This window comes from Microvirga calopogonii (assembly GCF_003347665.1).
Lineage (GTDB): Bacteria > Pseudomonadota > Alphaproteobacteria > Rhizobiales > Beijerinckiaceae > Microvirga > Microvirga calopogonii.
In genome coordinates this window covers 1-15,150 of sequence record NZ_QDGA01000016.1, presented here as the reverse complement: position 1 = coordinate 15,150, position 15,150 = coordinate 1, and the positions used below count along the sequence as shown (strand labels likewise).

The 15,150-nt window shown below is 62.9% G+C and carries 18 protein-coding genes, 1 tRNA gene and 1 pseudogene; 6 read left to right on the top strand and 14 right to left on the bottom strand.

All coding sequences use genetic code 11. The features are described 5' to 3' along the window. The first annotated feature begins 104 nt into the window (after window positions 1-104). A complete protein-coding gene (locus tag DDF70_RS14500) occupies window positions 105-365 on the top strand; it encodes a PilZ domain-containing protein (RefSeq protein WP_114945571.1) in 261 nt (86 codons plus the stop codon). Window positions 366-457: 92 nt separating this feature from the next. Here DDF70_RS14500 and DDF70_RS14495 read toward each other — a convergent pair whose 3' ends face one another. From DDF70_RS14495 to DDF70_RS14485, 3 genes are all read right to left on the bottom strand, one after another. Continuing rightward, window positions 458-925 carry a DUF192 domain-containing protein gene (locus DDF70_RS14495; RefSeq protein ID WP_114945643.1) on the bottom strand — a complete coding sequence of 156 codons (468 nt, stop codon included), beginning with the start codon at window positions 923-925 and terminating at the stop codon, window positions 458-460. Then, window positions 925-1,545, bottom strand: coding sequence for a cold-shock protein (locus DDF70_RS14490; protein ID WP_170316076.1), 621 nt, complete (start codon window positions 1,543-1,545; stop codon window positions 925-927). The genes DDF70_RS14495 and DDF70_RS14490 overlap by 1 nt, the downstream gene beginning before the upstream one ends. 127 nt (window positions 1,546-1,672) lie before the next feature. Continuing rightward, the gene (locus tag DDF70_RS14485; RefSeq protein ID WP_114945641.1) at window positions 1,673-2,386 is read right to left on the bottom strand and encodes an SIR2 family NAD-dependent protein deacylase; all 714 of its coding nucleotides are present in this window, start codon (window positions 2,384-2,386) and stop codon (window positions 1,673-1,675) included. Window positions 2,387-2,488: 102 nt separating this feature from the next. Here DDF70_RS14485 and DDF70_RS14480 point away from each other — a divergent pair, with 102 nt between their 5' ends. Further along, a complete protein-coding gene (locus DDF70_RS14480) occupies window positions 2,489-3,445 on the top strand; it encodes an acetyltransferase domain-containing protein (protein ID WP_162820409.1) in 957 nt (318 codons plus the stop codon). Window positions 3,446-3,613: 168 nt separating this feature from the next. Here DDF70_RS14480 and speB read toward each other — a convergent pair whose 3' ends face one another. From speB to DDF70_RS14465, 3 genes are all read right to left on the bottom strand, one after another. Beyond that, window positions 3,614-4,654 (bottom strand): agmatinase, encoded by a 1,041-nt coding sequence (gene speB / locus DDF70_RS14475; protein WP_205772433.1) that lies wholly within the window; start codon window positions 4,652-4,654, stop codon window positions 3,614-3,616. Between the two features lie 18 nt (window positions 4,655-4,672). After that, window positions 4,673-5,872: an ornithine--oxo-acid transaminase gene (gene rocD / locus DDF70_RS14470; RefSeq protein ID WP_114945569.1), complete on the bottom strand. Its 1,200-nt coding sequence runs from the start codon at window positions 5,870-5,872 to the stop codon at window positions 4,673-4,675. A 100-nt stretch (window positions 5,873-5,972) separates the two neighbouring features. Continuing rightward, window positions 5,973-6,488, bottom strand: coding sequence for an Lrp/AsnC family transcriptional regulator (locus DDF70_RS14465; protein WP_114945568.1), 516 nt, complete (start codon window positions 6,486-6,488; stop codon window positions 5,973-5,975). A 398-nt stretch (window positions 6,489-6,886) separates the two neighbouring features. Between DDF70_RS14465 and DDF70_RS14460 the strand changes: the two genes are divergently transcribed. The 3 genes from DDF70_RS14460 to DDF70_RS14450 all read left to right on the top strand — a co-directional run bounded on the left by DDF70_RS14460 (window position 6,887) and on the right by DDF70_RS14450 (window position 8,136). Then, entirely contained in the window at window positions 6,887-7,084 is a 198-nt protein-coding gene (locus DDF70_RS14460; protein WP_162820408.1) for a hypothetical protein, read from the top strand. 90 nt (window positions 7,085-7,174) lie between these two features. Beyond that, entirely contained in the window at window positions 7,175-7,801 is a 627-nt protein-coding gene (locus tag DDF70_RS14455; protein WP_114945566.1) for a 2-dehydro-3-deoxy-6-phosphogalactonate aldolase, read from the top strand. 80 nt (window positions 7,802-7,881) lie between these two features. Next, window positions 7,882-8,136 (top strand): hypothetical protein, encoded by a 255-nt coding sequence (locus DDF70_RS14450; RefSeq protein WP_162820407.1) that lies wholly within the window; start codon window positions 7,882-7,884, stop codon window positions 8,134-8,136. A 63-nt stretch (window positions 8,137-8,199) separates the two neighbouring features. On the opposite strand, the gene DDF70_RS14445 is transcribed toward DDF70_RS14450, so the two are convergent. Further along, entirely contained in the window at window positions 8,200-8,433 is a 234-nt protein-coding gene (locus DDF70_RS14445; protein ID WP_114945564.1) for a DUF6894 family protein, read from the bottom strand. 426 nt (window positions 8,434-8,859) lie between these two features. On the opposite strand from DDF70_RS14445, the gene DDF70_RS14440 reads away from it, so the two are divergent. Continuing rightward, window positions 8,860-9,114, top strand: coding sequence for a hypothetical protein (locus tag DDF70_RS14440; RefSeq protein WP_162820406.1), 255 nt, complete (start codon window positions 8,860-8,862; stop codon window positions 9,112-9,114). Between the two features lie 97 nt (window positions 9,115-9,211). On the opposite strand, the gene DDF70_RS14435 is transcribed toward DDF70_RS14440, so the two are convergent. The 7 genes and pseudogenes from DDF70_RS14435 to DDF70_RS14410 form a co-directional block, all read right to left on the bottom strand. After that, window positions 9,212-9,286 (bottom strand) — tRNA-Glu (locus DDF70_RS14435). Between the two features lie 79 nt (window positions 9,287-9,365). Then, complete coding sequence (gene recJ, locus DDF70_RS14430; RefSeq protein WP_114945562.1) at window positions 9,366-11,177, bottom strand: single-stranded-DNA-specific exonuclease RecJ; 1,812 nt, start codon at window positions 11,175-11,177, stop codon at window positions 9,366-9,368. 190 nt (window positions 11,178-11,367) lie between these two features. After that, window positions 11,368-11,811 (bottom strand): GNAT family N-acetyltransferase, encoded by a 444-nt coding sequence (locus DDF70_RS14425; protein WP_114945561.1) that lies wholly within the window; start codon window positions 11,809-11,811, stop codon window positions 11,368-11,370. Between the two features lie 112 nt (window positions 11,812-11,923). Continuing rightward, window positions 11,924-12,922, bottom strand: coding sequence for a class II fructose-bisphosphatase (glpX, locus tag DDF70_RS14420; RefSeq protein WP_114945639.1), 999 nt, complete (start codon window positions 12,920-12,922; stop codon window positions 11,924-11,926). 55 nt (window positions 12,923-12,977) lie between these two features. Next, window positions 12,978-14,303, bottom strand: coding sequence for a homoserine dehydrogenase (locus DDF70_RS14415; RefSeq protein ID WP_114945560.1), 1,326 nt, complete (start codon window positions 14,301-14,303; stop codon window positions 12,978-12,980). Between the two features lie 98 nt (window positions 14,304-14,401). Beyond that, on the bottom strand, window positions 14,402-14,926 hold the full coding sequence (locus tag DDF70_RS36590; protein WP_162820405.1) for a hypothetical protein: 525 nt from the start codon (window positions 14,924-14,926) through the stop codon (window positions 14,402-14,404). Window positions 14,927-14,933: 7 nt separating this feature from the next. Continuing rightward, window positions 14,934-15,150: pseudogene (locus DDF70_RS14410) on the bottom strand (aminotransferase); the annotation flags it as partial.

Genomic DNA, 15,150 nt, shown 5'->3' with positions numbered 1-15,150 from the left:
TGGCGCTTCACCTTCCGCAACGGAATGAATGACATATGCGAGGCCATTTTCACACCAGCTTCCTCCTCTAGAAGGGTTGTTCCCTCGAAGGCAGGATCAGAAGCATGAGCCATCGGATACCAGAGCGCCGGTCATGTCAGCGGTATCCCGCCTGCATGGAAGGCTGGATCGCAAGCGAAACGACTGGAGAACCGATCGAATGCACGGTCTGGGACCTGTCGGAAGCCGGCGTGCGACTGGTGGTCGCCCCGCCCGCTGACCTTCCCCTGGAGTTCGAGCTTCGGATCCCCTCGCAGGACGCAAAGGCGAATGTCCGATTGATCTGGACCACCGGCATCCACTACGGAGGACGATTTACGGATTGAGGTGTCCCTTGCCAGACGCGATCCGGGCAGATCTATCGGGATAACGGGACGATTTGCCGGGGGCTGGACGCGCCCCCCCATCCGCATCACCATCACCGCTTGAAGAGCGGGTGCTCCACCCGGTCGCCCGGCTTGATTCCAAGCTTGGCCGCCGTACCGGCGTTCAGCTCCAGGACCGAGAGCACCGGTTCACCCGAGGAAATGGTCCGGGTCGAGAGCGGCTCGGTATTGGCCGCGATTCGGGCAATCGTCCCGTCGGCGCGGATGAACAGCATGTCGAGCGGCAGATAGGTGTTCTGCATCCACATGGCCACGGGCTCGACACGGCCGAAATCGAACAACATGCCCTGATCGGCCGGCATGGACCGGCGGAACATCAGCCCCTGGGCGCGGTCCGCGTCGTTACGGGCGACTTCGACCCTGAACGTCTGCCGCTGCCCACCCTGGGTGGCGATGGATAGATTCTCGAACGCCTGCGCGTAGGCCGCGCTGGCGACAAGAACGAGAAAACCGAAGGCCGACAACGCAGGCCGGATACGCGACAGCACGGCAAAGCTCATCAATGGGAGTGCGGCAGGGCCATGTCGGCCAGACGAACCTCGGCGGCCATGAGGCCCTTGGAACCGTCCCCGAAGCGAACGAAGACGCGCTCACCCGGCTTCAACTCGGCAATGCCGTAACGGCGCAGGGTTTCCATATGGACGAAGATGTCCGGCTTACCCTCGCCCTGGGTCAGGAATCCGAAGCCGCGCAAGCGGTTGAACCACTTCACGACCGCCGGCTCCAAGCCGCTGGTCGGCACCACCTGGACATGGGTCCGGGGCAGCGGAAGCTCGGAAGGATGCAGGGCAGTGGATTCGTCGAGCGAGAGGATGCGGAAGGCCTGGAGGCCGCGGGGACGCTGAACCGCTTCGACGACAATCCGAGCTCCTTCATTGGCCGCCTGGTAGCCGTCCCGGCGCAGGCAGGTCACATGAAGCAGAACATCGGGCATGCCGTTATCGGGAACGATGAAGCCGAAGCCTTTGGCGACATCGAACCACTTGATGCGACCGCTGACCTGGACGAGCTCGAGAGCACCCTCTTCCGAGGCTGGCTGAGCGACCTCGCGGTGGCCCTGATCTAAAGACGAATTCTCCTCGCGGAGACTGAAAGAATTGGAGCCGTAATCGCCAGTCATGAAATTACCCAAACTCGAATCATGAACCCGATTCTTAATAAGAGGATAACATCGTCCTGAATCAGGGGAAGCCAGAAACGCGCATCAAAGGGCGATGAAATTTTCGGCAACCCGCATGTTCTTGAACTTACGGCACAAATACTGAGAAGACCGAGCCGATCTCCGCATGGATCACCAGATCGGCGGTCTCATCCAGAGGTGTCGGCTCCCGATTCACGATCACCAGCCGCGCCCCGTTATCCTTGGCGAAGGCCGGAAATGCCGCCGCCGGATAGACCACGAGGGACGAGCCGGCGACCAGGAAGAGGTCGCACGACGCCGTCAGCTTTTGGGCCCGGCGCATCGCTTGCTCCGGCATCGTCTGTCCGAACGATATCGTCGCCGATTTGAGGATTCCTCCGCAAATGCGGCAATTGGGTGGCTCGCCCTCCGCCTCGAAACTTTCTCTCACCCATTCGAGTTCATGGCGGCGGCCGCAGGAAAGGCACTTGGCATAGGTGCCATTGCCGTGCAGTTCGATGACCTGATCCTCGCCCAGCCCCGAGGCCTGATGGAGGCCGTCGATGTTCTGGGTGACGACGGCCGGCATCCGGCCCGCTGCCACAAGGGATGCGAAACCAAGGTGGCCCAGTCCTGGACGTGCACCACGGTAGAGATCGTCCATGGCGAATTTCCGCCGCCATGCCTCCCGACGCGCCTCCGCGCTCTGCAGGAAAAGATCGAAGGAGATCGGTTTGTGGCGCATCCACGGACTGTCCGGGGACCGGAAATCAGGGATCCCGCTTTCTGTCGAGATCCCCGCCCCTGTGAAGCCGGCAACGATGCGGGCATCTTGAATCATGTCCTGTAATGTGGCGATTGATGCAGCGAGGCTCTCGGTCATGTCACTCACATAAGGCTGACAGGCTGTGAGGGAATGCCGTTACCCACGAGACAGGTACACTTGACCGCCACCTTGCCCCAAGCCCGCACCGTTTCCCAGCGCTGGGATGCTATCGATGTCGCCCGTGGCCTCGCGATAGCCGCGATGATCATCTACCATTTCAGCTGGGACCTCAGCTTCCTGCAGCTGATCGGCACGAACATCCTCCAAATCCCCGCATGGCGCTGGTTCGCCAGGGGGATCGCAGGTTCTTTTCTGATGCTCGCGGGATTCGGCCTGGTACTCGCCCATGCCCAGGGCTTTCGGCGGAACCCTTTCCTGAAACGCCTCATGAGGGTCGGCGGCGCGGCATTGGCCGTGACCCTCGCGACCTATTTCGCCTTTCCTGAAAGCTATATCTTCTTCGGCATCCTGCACTGCATCGCCGTCTCGAGCGTGCTGGCCCTGCCCTTCCTGCGCCTGCATCCTGTCCTGACCCTGGGCGCCGCCGCGTTCTTCCTTGTCGGCCCATGGCTCTTCACGAGTCCGGCCCTCGACGCGCCCTGGCTCGACTGGCTCGGCCTCGGAGCCGCCGATCCCGTGACGAACGATTACGTGCCGATCTTTCCGTGGTTCGGTCTCGTGCTGATCGGCGTTGCCGGCGGAAAACTGCTGCTGACCCGGCAGGAGACGCTCAACCTTGCACGCTGGCGCGCCGCGAATCCGTTCTCGAAGCTTCTGATCTGGGCGGGACGCAAGAGCCTGCCGATCTACCTGACGCACCAGATCGTCCTGCTCGGGATCCTCTTCGGCGTCGCTCAAATCGTTGGTCCGGCCCCGTCGGCGGCCTGTCGGCAGATCTGCCTGATGCAGAACGGCGATCCGGCCCTGTGCCCGTCGGTCTGCTCCTGCATTCTGCAGCAGGTCCCGGAGCGCGACCTCTGGCAAAGGCTCCTCGCCAACAAGGCCGCCGAGGAGGACAGCACGCGGGTCTCGCGGGCGGCGCAGCAATGCATGCGCCAGCGCGCGCCTTCCTGAGCTGTAATGATTCAGCGCCGTCATTCCGGGGCCACGCAGCGGAACCCGGAACCTATAGCCACTGATGGTGCAGTAAGAGGCGTGACGTTGCCCGCTCTATTTTTGAGCCGCCGTGTTTATGGGTTCCGGGTTCGCCTCCGGCGCCCCGGAATGACTGTGCAGAGCTCTTCAAACCACGTTCAGCCGTGTCTCCTTCGAGACACGTTCCGCCCTCGCCTCGGCCAGCAGGCAGAGGAGTTCGAACGCTATGGACGCGCCCACCAGCGCGGTGCCGCCGGACTGGTCGAGCGGAGGGGACACTTCGACCATGTCGGCGCCGACCAGGTTCAGGTGCCGGAAGCCGCGGACGAGCTGGAGCGCCTCGCGGCTCGTGAAGCCACCGATCTCCGGTGTCCCGGTGCCCGGCGCGAAGGCCGGATCGATGGAATCGATGTCGAAGGTGAAATAAGTCGGGTCCATCCCGACGATCCGGCGCGACTCGGCCACCGCATAAGGAATGCCCTTCTCCACCACCTCTTCCATGTCGATGATGCGAATTCCCTGATCGAGGGCCCATTCGCGTTCGTCGGCGGCATACATATGGCCTCGGATCCCGATCTGCACCATGCGCTTGGGATCGAGAACACCGTCCTCGATGGCGCGGCGGAACGGAGTTCCATGGGTGAGCTTCTGCCCGCCGAAATAGGTGTCGCCCGTATCGCTGTGCGCGTCCACATGGATCAGCCCCATGGGACCGCTCTTCGCCGCGAGAGCGCGCAGGATCGGATATGAGATGATGTGATCGCCGCCGATGGAGAGAGGCGTCACGCCACCCTGATGGAGATAGGAGACCTCCGCCTCGATCCGACGAAGCGTATCCTGCACGTCGATGGGATTGACCGGAACATCACCCACATCGGCGCAGGCGCAGAGATCATACGGCGCGACCAGCGTGCCGTAGTTGACCAGGCGCATAAGCGAGGACGCCTCACGTACCTGGCGCGGCCCGAGCCGGGTGCCGGGTCGGTTGGTGGTAGCTCCGTCGAACGGTATGCCGAGAATCGCGATGTCGATCTCGCCCGGCGCCTGAGTGGGTGCAAGGTAGGGCAGCCGCATGAAGGTCGAGATGCCGGCAAAGCGGGGAACCACCATTCCGGACAACGGCTGGTACGTTTCCAGCCGCTGCTCGCGAGTGGCAGGCTCGTTCATCTTCTTAAGGTTCTGTGCCATCGATGGAATCCCCGTGCATCAATGAACGGCGCGGGCGAAGACCCGCTCGATCCGCTCCATTCCCCAGTCGATTTCGTCGCGGGTGATGGTGAGAGGCGGCGCGAAGCGCAGCACCGTCCCGTGGGTGTCCTTCGAGAGCACGCCGTTCTCGAGCAGCGCATCGCAGACCGCTCGGGCGGAAACCACGTTGGAATCTACCTCGACACCGACCCACAGGCCGCGACCGCGCACCTCCTTCACGATGTTGCTGCGCATGGCCCGCAGCCGGTCCTGGAGATACACACCCATCTCCGCGCTCCGCTCGACGAGATGTTCCTCCTCGATCACGGCCAGGGCCTCCAGGCCGATTCTGGCCGCCAGGGCGTTGCCGCCAAAGGTCGAGCCATGGGAGCCCGGCTTGAAGACGCCCATGACATCATGCGTGCCCACAAAGGCCGAGACCGGATAGACGCCACCGCCAAGCGCCTTGCCGAGGATCAGGCCGTCCGGCTTGATATTCTCATGCTGGTGGGCGAACCAGCGCCCCGTGCGGCCGAGGCCCGATTGAACCTCATCGAGGATCAGCAGCACATTGTGCCTGTCGCAGATGGCACGCAGATCCTTCAGATATCCTTCAGGCGGGACGACGATCCCCGCCTCGCCCTGGATCGGCTCGATCAGGACCGCGCAGGTGTTGCCCGTAATGACCCGCTCGACCGCGGCGGCATCCCCGAACGGCACCAGCGTGAAGCCGCCGGCGAAGGGGCCGAAACCCTCGCGATAGGACTCGTCGGACGAGAAGCCCACGATGGTGGTCGTGCGACCGTGGAAATTGTTGTTGGCGACGATGATCTCCGCCTGATCCTGCGCAATCTTCTTCCTGGTGTATCCCCAACGCCGGGCGGCCTTGATCGCCGTCTCGACGGCTTCGGCTCCCGTGTTCATGGGAAGCGCCATGTCGAGGCCGGTGATCTGGACGAGGCGCTCCAGGAAGGGGCCGAGCAGTTCGGTGTGGTAGGCGCGGCTGGTGACGGCGAGCTTCGAGGCCTGTTCCATCATCGCCCTGAGGATGCGGGGATGGCCATGGCCAAGGCTGACGGCCGAATAGGCGCTCATCATGTCGAGATAGCGCCGGCCTTCCGTATCGGTGGCCCAGACGCCCTTCGCCTCCCTCAGGACAGCGGGCAAAGGGTCGTAGTTGGCAGCTGTGACCGATCGTTCGAGAGCAATGAAATCCATGGAAATCCTCCATGGACAAGCTTAGGAGCTTGACGCTTCATTTGAGGCTGAATTCCGGCCGCGCGACAGCCGTTTCTGTCGTGCGTTCAGGTGCCAGCGCTCAATCCTGACGCTCGGGCACAGGGTAGCCCTCGAAATCCTTCAGGGTCTTCAGCACGAAGGTCGTGTGGATACGCCCGATTCCAAACCCGGGATCGGCGAGATACGCTTCGGTCAGGGCTTCGTAAGCGGTCAGGGTCGGGGCCACGATTCTGGCGATGTAATCGTACTCGCCGTTAACGACCTGGAGCTCGATCACAGCAGGATTAGCTGTCAAGGCTCGCTCCAGACGCTGCCGGGTCCCGGTGGAAGGATCGCGCATGCTGATCCCGGCCAGGGCGATGATGTCGTGCCCGAGGGCGGAAGGCTCGACCAGCACCGTGTAGCCTCGGATGACGCCCTTCTGTTCAAGGCGCCTCACGCGCTCGAGACAGGGACGCGCCGAGAGCCCTACCCGCTCCGACAAAGCCTGATAGGTTATGCGTCCGTGGTCGCGGAGCGCATCGAGGATCATCAGGTCGATCCGGTCGAGGGAAGGTTTGACGCTGCGGCTAAGCAGCTTCGAGGGCGGCTTCATGGTTCGACTCGGATAGGGCCCAGATGGATGAGACCCGACGACGGCAGATCGTCAGGTCTCTATCCCACCAAGCATGAGCGCTGCAATTCCACATAAGGAATAAGGAAGAACCCCAACGGAGCGCCAACCCCGATCGAAGCCCCTCACCTGAAAATCGTGAGATCGCCCACAATCGAGCCACATTGATATGACATGTTATTACATCAAATCGCCACATCTGAGGCATTCTTCACAAGTCTATATCATTTCAATGTTGTGCCACCTTGAAGCTTGAGTATAACTCTACGTCACTTTTTGAGGGACCCAAATCAGTGAACCTTCTTTCGGAGATGGATGTCGCCGAGAGCATCTCGGCTCTCTGCAGATCCCTTAACGAGAATTGCAGGAACGTGGTCAGCATGGATATGTCACTGACCCACTCGCTCGGGTTCGATTCCCTCAAGCTCATGCAGTTCTTCGCCGGGGTCGAAGAACTGTATCCCGACGCGGCCCTGGAAGACTGGTTCATCGAGCACAGCGCAGACGGTCGGGACACGCTTCGCAGTGCTGTTTCCTATCTGGTACGATTTCTCCCTGCTCGGGCGGCAAAAGGTTGAAACCGACCTCCCGCTTTGCCAACTAGTACCCGCCTGTCCGTAAGGTGTTCGGGACATCTGCGTTTTCGCGGTGGGGTTGGAGGTGCTGTTGTGCTGCGGGATTACCTGATCGATCTTCCTCTGGTCGCCATTCTGCGCGGGCTGAAGCCCGACGATGCTGAAGCGGTAGGCTTCGCCCTGGTCGAAGCCGGTTTTCGGATCATCGAGGTCCCGTTGAACTCGCCGGAGCCCTTCCGCAGCATCGAGATCCTCGCCAGGACGATGCCGAAGAACGTGCTCGTCGGGGCTGGAACAGTCCTGGAGCCCGAGCAGGTCGTTGGTGTCCACGATGTGGGCGGCAAACTCATCGTCATGCCGCATGCGGATCTGGACGTGATCCGGTCCGCCAAGAAGAACCGCCTCCTCTGCACCCCCGGCGTAGCAACCCCGACGGAGGCCTTCGCAGCCCTGAAGGCAGGAGCAGACGCCATCAAGATCTTCCCGGCCGAAGCCATTCCGCCCACCGTCGTGAAGGCCTGGAGGGCCGTTCTGCCGAAAGACGCGCTCGTCCTGCCGGTCGGCGGAATCAAGCCGGACACCATGAAGCCGTATGTGGATGCAGGCGCCAACGGTTTCGGGCTGGGCTCCGCGCTTTTCACGCCGGCCATGTCGGTCGAGGAGATCGGCCGGAATGCCAGAAACTTCGCGCAAGCTTGGCATAGCCTCCAGTCCGCCTGAGCACATCTGATCGACCTGAGCAGGAACCCCTGGGAGCGAAAGCCGTTCTCAGGGAGAAATGCTTGTTCAAGGAGTTCACGATGAAGAAGACGCTACTGATCCTTGCGGCCTCGCTTCTCAGCACGGCTGCCTTCGCTCAGGACACCACCACGACCATCAAGAAGGAAGAAGGCATCCTGGGCAGCCAGACGACCATCGAGCGCAAGACGGAGCCGAGCACGACGTCGTCCACCTCGGTCACCACGACCACGGGTTCCGTGGGCTGCACCACCGAGACCAAGCAGAAGACGGACGAGTTCGGCGACACGACCACCAAGAAGAAGACCGAGTGCTGATCGGGCTCTTCTTTTCGCCAGTCGGGGCCCGGCCTCACGCCGGGCCTCTCTGTCGATGGCTTTTCAGCGGCGGCGTCCGCCCTGCCCGCCCCGGAAGAACGGCACGGTCAGAAGGCGCCGACCTGTCTCGTCGGTGATCTCGAGTTCGATGTTGCCCGCATCGGCCAGTTCATCGCGCAGTTCCTCGACCGTGGCCAGTGCCTCGGCGCGTGCGGCCTCGAGGTCGGGAAGGTCGATTCCCTCCTCGTCTTCATCGACGTCATAGCCGTCTCGGATGTTGAAGAAATAACGGGGCATGGGAATCAAGCTTCAGATGGATGTTTGGCGGGAAGAACGCCCCTGCGGGCCGCAGGTTCAATCAGGCACCTACGCTTCTCCTATACACGTATTTTTCGGAAATAGTGACACCAGTCGCAAGGCTGTAGCAGGCCGGCTAGCGCATCGTGCCGACCCAGCGGGCCGCGCTAGCGACCCGTAGGGCCACGTTAGTGAAAAGTGGACCCGGTTTTCCGCAAAGAACGATGCGCCGCTTGAGGAATTGAACATCGGATAAATCCCAAAAGTGGAGTCCACTCTTGGGTCCGATGTTCTAGGTCGATCCATGGAGCTTTTTCCATGAGAGCGCGTTGATTGGCACGCCAAGGGTAATCGCGGGTCAACCGTTAGGGACATGCCATGATCCGTCGCCCTCTCGATTCAGCTATTCTCATAGGTGCGATCGCCATGTTTGGAATCACGCCGGCCGCTGCGCAGACTTCATGCGGCCCGCGCGAACAGCTCGTGAAATTGCTTGCAGATCAGTACAAGGAAGATCCGGTCGGAATAGGCCTCGCCCAGCCCGGGCAGGTGCTCGAGGTCTTCGCCTCGTCAAACGGATCCTGGACGATGGTGATGACGATGCCGAACGGCAAAGCCTGCCTCATCGCCGCCGGCAACAATTGGGAAATGGTCACCAAGATCAAGGGCAATCCGGCCTGAAATCCGTCCGGGACGATTGGCCGAGACTATCGAACCTTCGAGGCGTCGATGGATGCCTGATGAGGTTGAAAACAGTTGAGTTCGTGGGATTGGAGAGTGGCGCGCCCTAGGGGAGTCGAACCCCTCTTTCCTGCGTGAAAGGCAGATGTCCTAACCGATAGACGAAGGGCGCGCAGTCCTTCGGGGCAGTGCCTCCGAAGTGGGCGAACCTATAGATGGGTTCGTGACGCATCGCAAGCACCTGATTGGAATTATTCCGGCCTTGCGGCATCCATGATGCGAACCTCGACCTTCTCGTTGCCGCCCCAACGGTCGATGGAGAGCGTACCCGCCACATGGAGCGTATTGCCGATGGCCTGAGACAAGGCGATGCCGAGGGGCTGGCCGGCAGCCCGGAAGGCGATTCCGCCAATGAAGCTGCCATCGCCGCCCCGGAGCTTCACGCGCATATGCCCGCCGCTGCCTACCTCGCGGGCTTCGATAAGCCGGTGCTGAGGAAAGACGAAGACGGGTTCCGGCTGACCCTGGCCGAAGGGCCCTGCCCGCTCCAGCGCCGTGACCACGGCGGGCTGGGCGCCTGCGGCCGTCAGGGTCGCGTCGATGGCAAAGTTGTCCGCGAGGCGCATGGAGCTCACCGGCTCGGTGAGCTTTTCGGTGACAAAGCCGAGGAACCGCTCCAGGTCGATAGCCTGGATCGTGACTCCGGCCGCCATGGTATGGCCGCCGCCCTTGATGGCGATCCCCGCATCGACGGCCGCGCGCACTGCATAGCCCAGGTCTACACCGGGTACGGAACGGCCCGAACCCGTTGCCGTGCCGTCCGGGTTCAGCGTGAAGGCGAAGGATGGGCGGCGGAACCGCTCCTTCGTGCGGGCGGAGATCAGGCCAACGACGCCCGGATGCCACTCGGCCGACGCCGTCACGAGAACCGGCAGGTCCGGCATGCGCTCCAGCGCCATCATGGCCTGCGCTTCGGCTTCGGCCACGGCCACAACCTCGATGGCCTGCCGTTCGCGATTGAGCCGGTCGAGTTCGGCGGCAAGCCGCCCCGCCTGCACGGGATCCTCCGTCAGCAGGAGCCTCGATCCCAAAGCGGCATCGCCGATGCGACCGCCCGCATTGATCCGCGGCCCGACGAGATAGCCGAGATGCCAGCTCTCCGGCGCCCCGGCGAGGCCCGCCGTGTCGAGGAGGGCCGCCAGCCCCACCCGGCGGCGGCTCTTCATGATGGCAAGACCCTGGCGCACGAAGGCCCGGTTGAGGCCGACGAGCGGGACCACGTCGGCGACGGTCGCGAGGGCGACGAGATCGAGGCTGCCCATCAGGTCCGGTTCGGCCCGCCCCTGGAAGAAGCCGCGAGCGCGAAGGGCTCGGTTCAGGGCGACCAGGAACAGGAACACCACGCCGGCCGCGCAGAGATGGCCCAGGCCAGAGAGATCGTCCTGCCGGTTCGGGTTCACGACCGCGAGCGCCTCGGGCAGCTGCTCCGGCGCCTGGTGGTGGTCGAGGACGATGGGATCGAGACCGAGGCGCCTGGCCTCGGCCAAGGGCTCGATGCTGGCCGTGCCGCAATCGACCGTGACGAGGATGTCGGCGCCCTGCTGCTTCAACGCCCGGATGGCATCGACATTCGGGCCATAACCTTCCGTAATCCGATCGGGAATATGGATCGCATAATCCAACCCGCAGGACCGCAGATACTCGGCGAGCAGAGCCGCGCTGCAGGCGCCGTCCACGTCGTAATCGCCGAAGATCGCCACCTTCTCGTTGCGCAGAACGGCATCGGCCAGCCGGGAGGCCGCAGCCTCCATGTCGGTCAACACATGCGGGTCGGGCATGAGATCCCGCAGGCGCGGGTTCAGGAAGCCTTCCGTCTCGTGAATGCCCACACCCCGCCCGGCCAACACCCGGGAAAGGACATCCGGCAGGCCATGGGTCTGGGCGATGGCGAGCGCAATCGTCCCCTGGGCGGCATCGCAGCGCTCGACCCAGGTACGCCCGAGGGCGGAATTGGTGACGCCGAGAAAGGGTTTCGGCAGGAGGAGAGGAGATGATTCGGTCACAGCGGGAGTCTTAGCCGCGAATTGTGGTCAAAGCATCCTGGCAAAGTACCCCAGCCGCTCCTCACCTGTCATGGCCGTCCCGGACTTGATCCGGGGATCGGTCCCGGCCATCCCGATGCTGAAGAGCGTTGTGCCTCGATCGATTAGGATCACCGGCACAAGGCCCGTGATGACGTCGTGGCGAAGAACATCAGCCCAACAGATGGCGGTACTGAATGAAGCCGCTGCGGGAGGCGACCTTGTCGTAGAGCGCCTGTGCGGTCGTGTTCGTCTCATGGGTCAGCCAGTAGACGCGGCTTGCTCCATGGGCTTTCGCCTTCTCGTACACGGCCTCGATCAGGGCTCGTGCCACCCCTCGTCCCCTCGCTTCCTCGGCCGTGAACAGATCCTGCAGGTAGCAGTAATCGGCCGTCGTCCAGGTGGAGCGGTGATAGAGGTAATGCACGATACCTACGATCCTGCCGTCGAGAACCGCCGCAAGGCCGTGCATGGGCTCGGCAGGATCGAGGAACCGGCGCCATGTGGCATCCGTGACCTCGGGCGGCAAGGACGACTTGTAGAATGTCAGATAGCCCTGCCAGAGAATCTCCCAGGCATTCCGGTCTTCCGTGGTGAAGGGACGGATTTCAATCACAGGTGCTTTCCCCTTACTGGTCCATCGTCATGCACGCCCGGACATAAAACGTGGATGGCCGGGACGAGCCCGGCCATGACGAAACTAAGATGAAGTCCGTTGCAGGAGCGACTTAGTCCAGGTGGAACTTCGACAGCTCCCGGTGCTCGCCGTAGATGCGGCGCACGGTGCCGGTGGCGGAGCGGTAGACCACCGTCTCGGTGGTGATCACCTCCTTGCCGAAGTGGACACCTCTGGTCAGGGCACTGTCGGTCACGCCAGTCGCCGCCACGATCACGTCGCCCCGGGCGAGATCCGTCATGTCGTATTTCTTGTTCGGGTCGGTCACGCCCATCTGGAGGGCGCGGGAGCGCTTCTCCTCGGTATCGAGGATTAGGCGGGCCTGCATCTGACCGCCGATGCAGCGCAGCGCTCCGGCCGCCAAGACGCCTTCGGGTGCGGCGCCAATGCCGAGATAGATGTCGATGCCCGTTTCAGCGGGCTTCGTGGTGAAGATCACGCCCGCCACGTCACCGTCCGAGATCAGGCGGACGCCGGCACCCGTCTTACGGATCGCCGCGATGAGGTCTGCATGACGCGGACGGTCCAGCACGAGGGCGGTGAGTTCGTTCACCTTCACGCCCTTCGCCTTGGCGAGGTTGTGCAGGTTCTCTTCCGGTGAGGCGTCGAGATCGACCACGCCGGCGGGGTAGCCCGGTCCGACAGCGATCTTGTGCATGTAGACGTCGGGAGCCGCCAGCAGCGTTCCGGCCTCCGCCATGGCCATGACGGCGATGGAACCCGGCATGTCCTTGGCGCACAGCGTGGTGCCTTCCAGCGGATCGACCGCGATGTCGACCTTCGGGCCCTGCTTGTTGCCGACCTTCTCGCCGATGAAGAGCATGGGCGCCTCGTCGCGCTCGCCCTCGCCGATCACCACGGTGCCGTCGATGGGAAGCTTGTTCAGCTCACGGCGCATGGCATCCACGGCCGCCTGGTCGGCGGCCTTCTCGTTGCCGCGGCCGCGCAGCCTGGCGGAGGCCACCGCCGCGCGCTCGGTGACGCGGACGAGCTCCAGGGTCAGGATGCGCTCGATGATTTGGCCCGGTTGGACGGTAATGCCTTGCGACATGGACTTGTCGTCTCCCATTTGTGATCGTCGGGGTCCGGAATGGACCGGTCGTAGCTTACTCGCGTTCGATGCGAATGACTTGGGGCGGCTCGGCGATAAGACCATCCCTCGAGATCTTTTCCAAGGCCGAGCGGATCGAAGCTTCGCTGGCCGCGTAGGTGATCAGCACGAGGGAGACCGGCGCGCCCGAGCGGCCGTGCGGATCCTGCGTCGCGGCGATCTCGGAGCGCTTCTGCAGGATGCTCTCCAGGGAAATGTCGGCCTCCGCCATGCGGGTTGCTACGCCGGCGGCGACACCCGGACGATCATGGACCGTCAGGCGAACGTAATAGCCGCCCTCGTGGCGCTGCATGGGTGCGCGGGCGGCCTTCTCCAGACGATCCGTCGGAGTGCCGAAGAGCGGCTGCACATTGCCGGTGGCGACGTCGGCGATATCGGCCACGACGGCGGAGGCGGTGGCGTCGCCCCCTGCTCCCGGCCCGATGAGCGTCAGTTCCCGCACCGCGTCGGCGTCGATCGTGACGGCATTGGTTACCCCCATGACCTGGGCGATCGAGGAGGTCCGGGGCACCATGGTCGGATGCACGCGCTGCTCGATGCCGGTCTTGGTGCGCTCGGCGACGCCCAGGAGCTTGATGCGGAAGCCCAGCTCCTTCGCCATGGCGAGGTCGAGCGGCGTGATGGAGGAAATGCCCTCCACATAGATCGCATCCGCATCGATCTCGGTGCCGAAGGCCAGGCTGGTGAGGATCGCGAGCTTGTGGGCGGTATCGAACCCCTCGACGTCGAAGGTCGGATCCGCTTCGGCATAGCCCAGACGTTGCGCGTCCTTCAGGCATTCGGCGAAGGTCAGCCCCTCGAGCTCCATGCGGGACAGGATGTAGTTGCAGGTGCCGTTGAGGATGCCGTAGAGGCGCGAGATCCGGTTCCCCGGCAGGGCTTCGCGCAATGTCTTGATGATCGGAATGCCGCCTGCGACGGAGGCTTCGAAGGCGAGCGAAACGCCTTTTTCTTCGGCGAGCTTCGCCAGTTCGAGACCGTGCTTGGCGAGCAGCGCCTTGTTGGCCGTGACCACGTGCTTGCTGAGCGAAAGTGCCGTCCGCACCGTCTCCAGGGCCGCTCCGTCCGCTCCTCCGACCAGCTCGACCACGCAATCCACATCCGTCGAGCGCGCCAGTTCGACCGGGCTGTCGAACCATGTGAAACGGGAGAGATCGAAGCCGCGATCCTTGGTCCGGTCGCGAGCCGAGATCGCCACGACCTCAACCGCCCGTCCGCCACGCTGGGCGACAGATTCGTTCTGGCGGTCGAGAATGCGAATGACCGATGCGCCGACGGTGCCGAGGCCGGCAATGCCGACCCGAAGAGCTTGAGGCGACACGTCATTCCTCCTTGTGGACTTGGGACCGAAACTATCCCGCCCTCTTAAAGTCACGCCTGGGATCTGTCCATGCCCGGAAATCGATCCGCCCTGTCTCTTCAGAAGCGGATCTGTTTCAACCGTTTTCCTGAAGCTGGATCAAAGGTTAGCTGTCGACCATCTACCGTCCGAACCAGAACCCGTCCTGTTTCCCAGATCATCCTTTCGATCCAAAATGATCCGCGGAAAGTGCGGTTGATCGTGTCCAGATCAGGATAGACATCTCCGAGTTTGACGGAACCACTCCGCCGGCCCCTTTGATAAAAAGCCAGCACGATCGTCGCAGGGTCGCCTTCTCCTAGAATGTCGCCGCTTTCTAATATGAGGGTGAGGCAGCCCCCTCCCACAGCCACGGACGGAGCATAGTCCTGCACCGTCCAGAGCTGATCCCACCCCTCTGGTCCAAGCCGAAAAACGGTTACTTGCCGGTTTTCGGCATCAGCGCGGGCGAGGCACTGTCCATCATCCGACCTGACCTCATAGTTCCAGCGAAGGGAAGGTTGATTGGCATTGGCTGCGGCTATCACCGCAGCGCAAAGAACCATCGACAAGGGGAAGAGGGTTGTTCGCAGACTGGCGCGCAACAGCCAGTTATCCCCGACGCACCATCGGCACCACGTTGTGGAGCGTCTGGTCCGCATTGTCGAAGAACTTGCGGATGTTGCGCGCGGCCTGGCGGATGCGCTGCTCGTTCTCCACAAGGGCGATGCGCACATACTCGTCGCCGTGCTCGCCGAAGCCGATGCCCGGCGCCACCGCCACGTCGGCCTTTTCCACCAGGAGCTTGGAGAATTCGAGGCTGCCCATC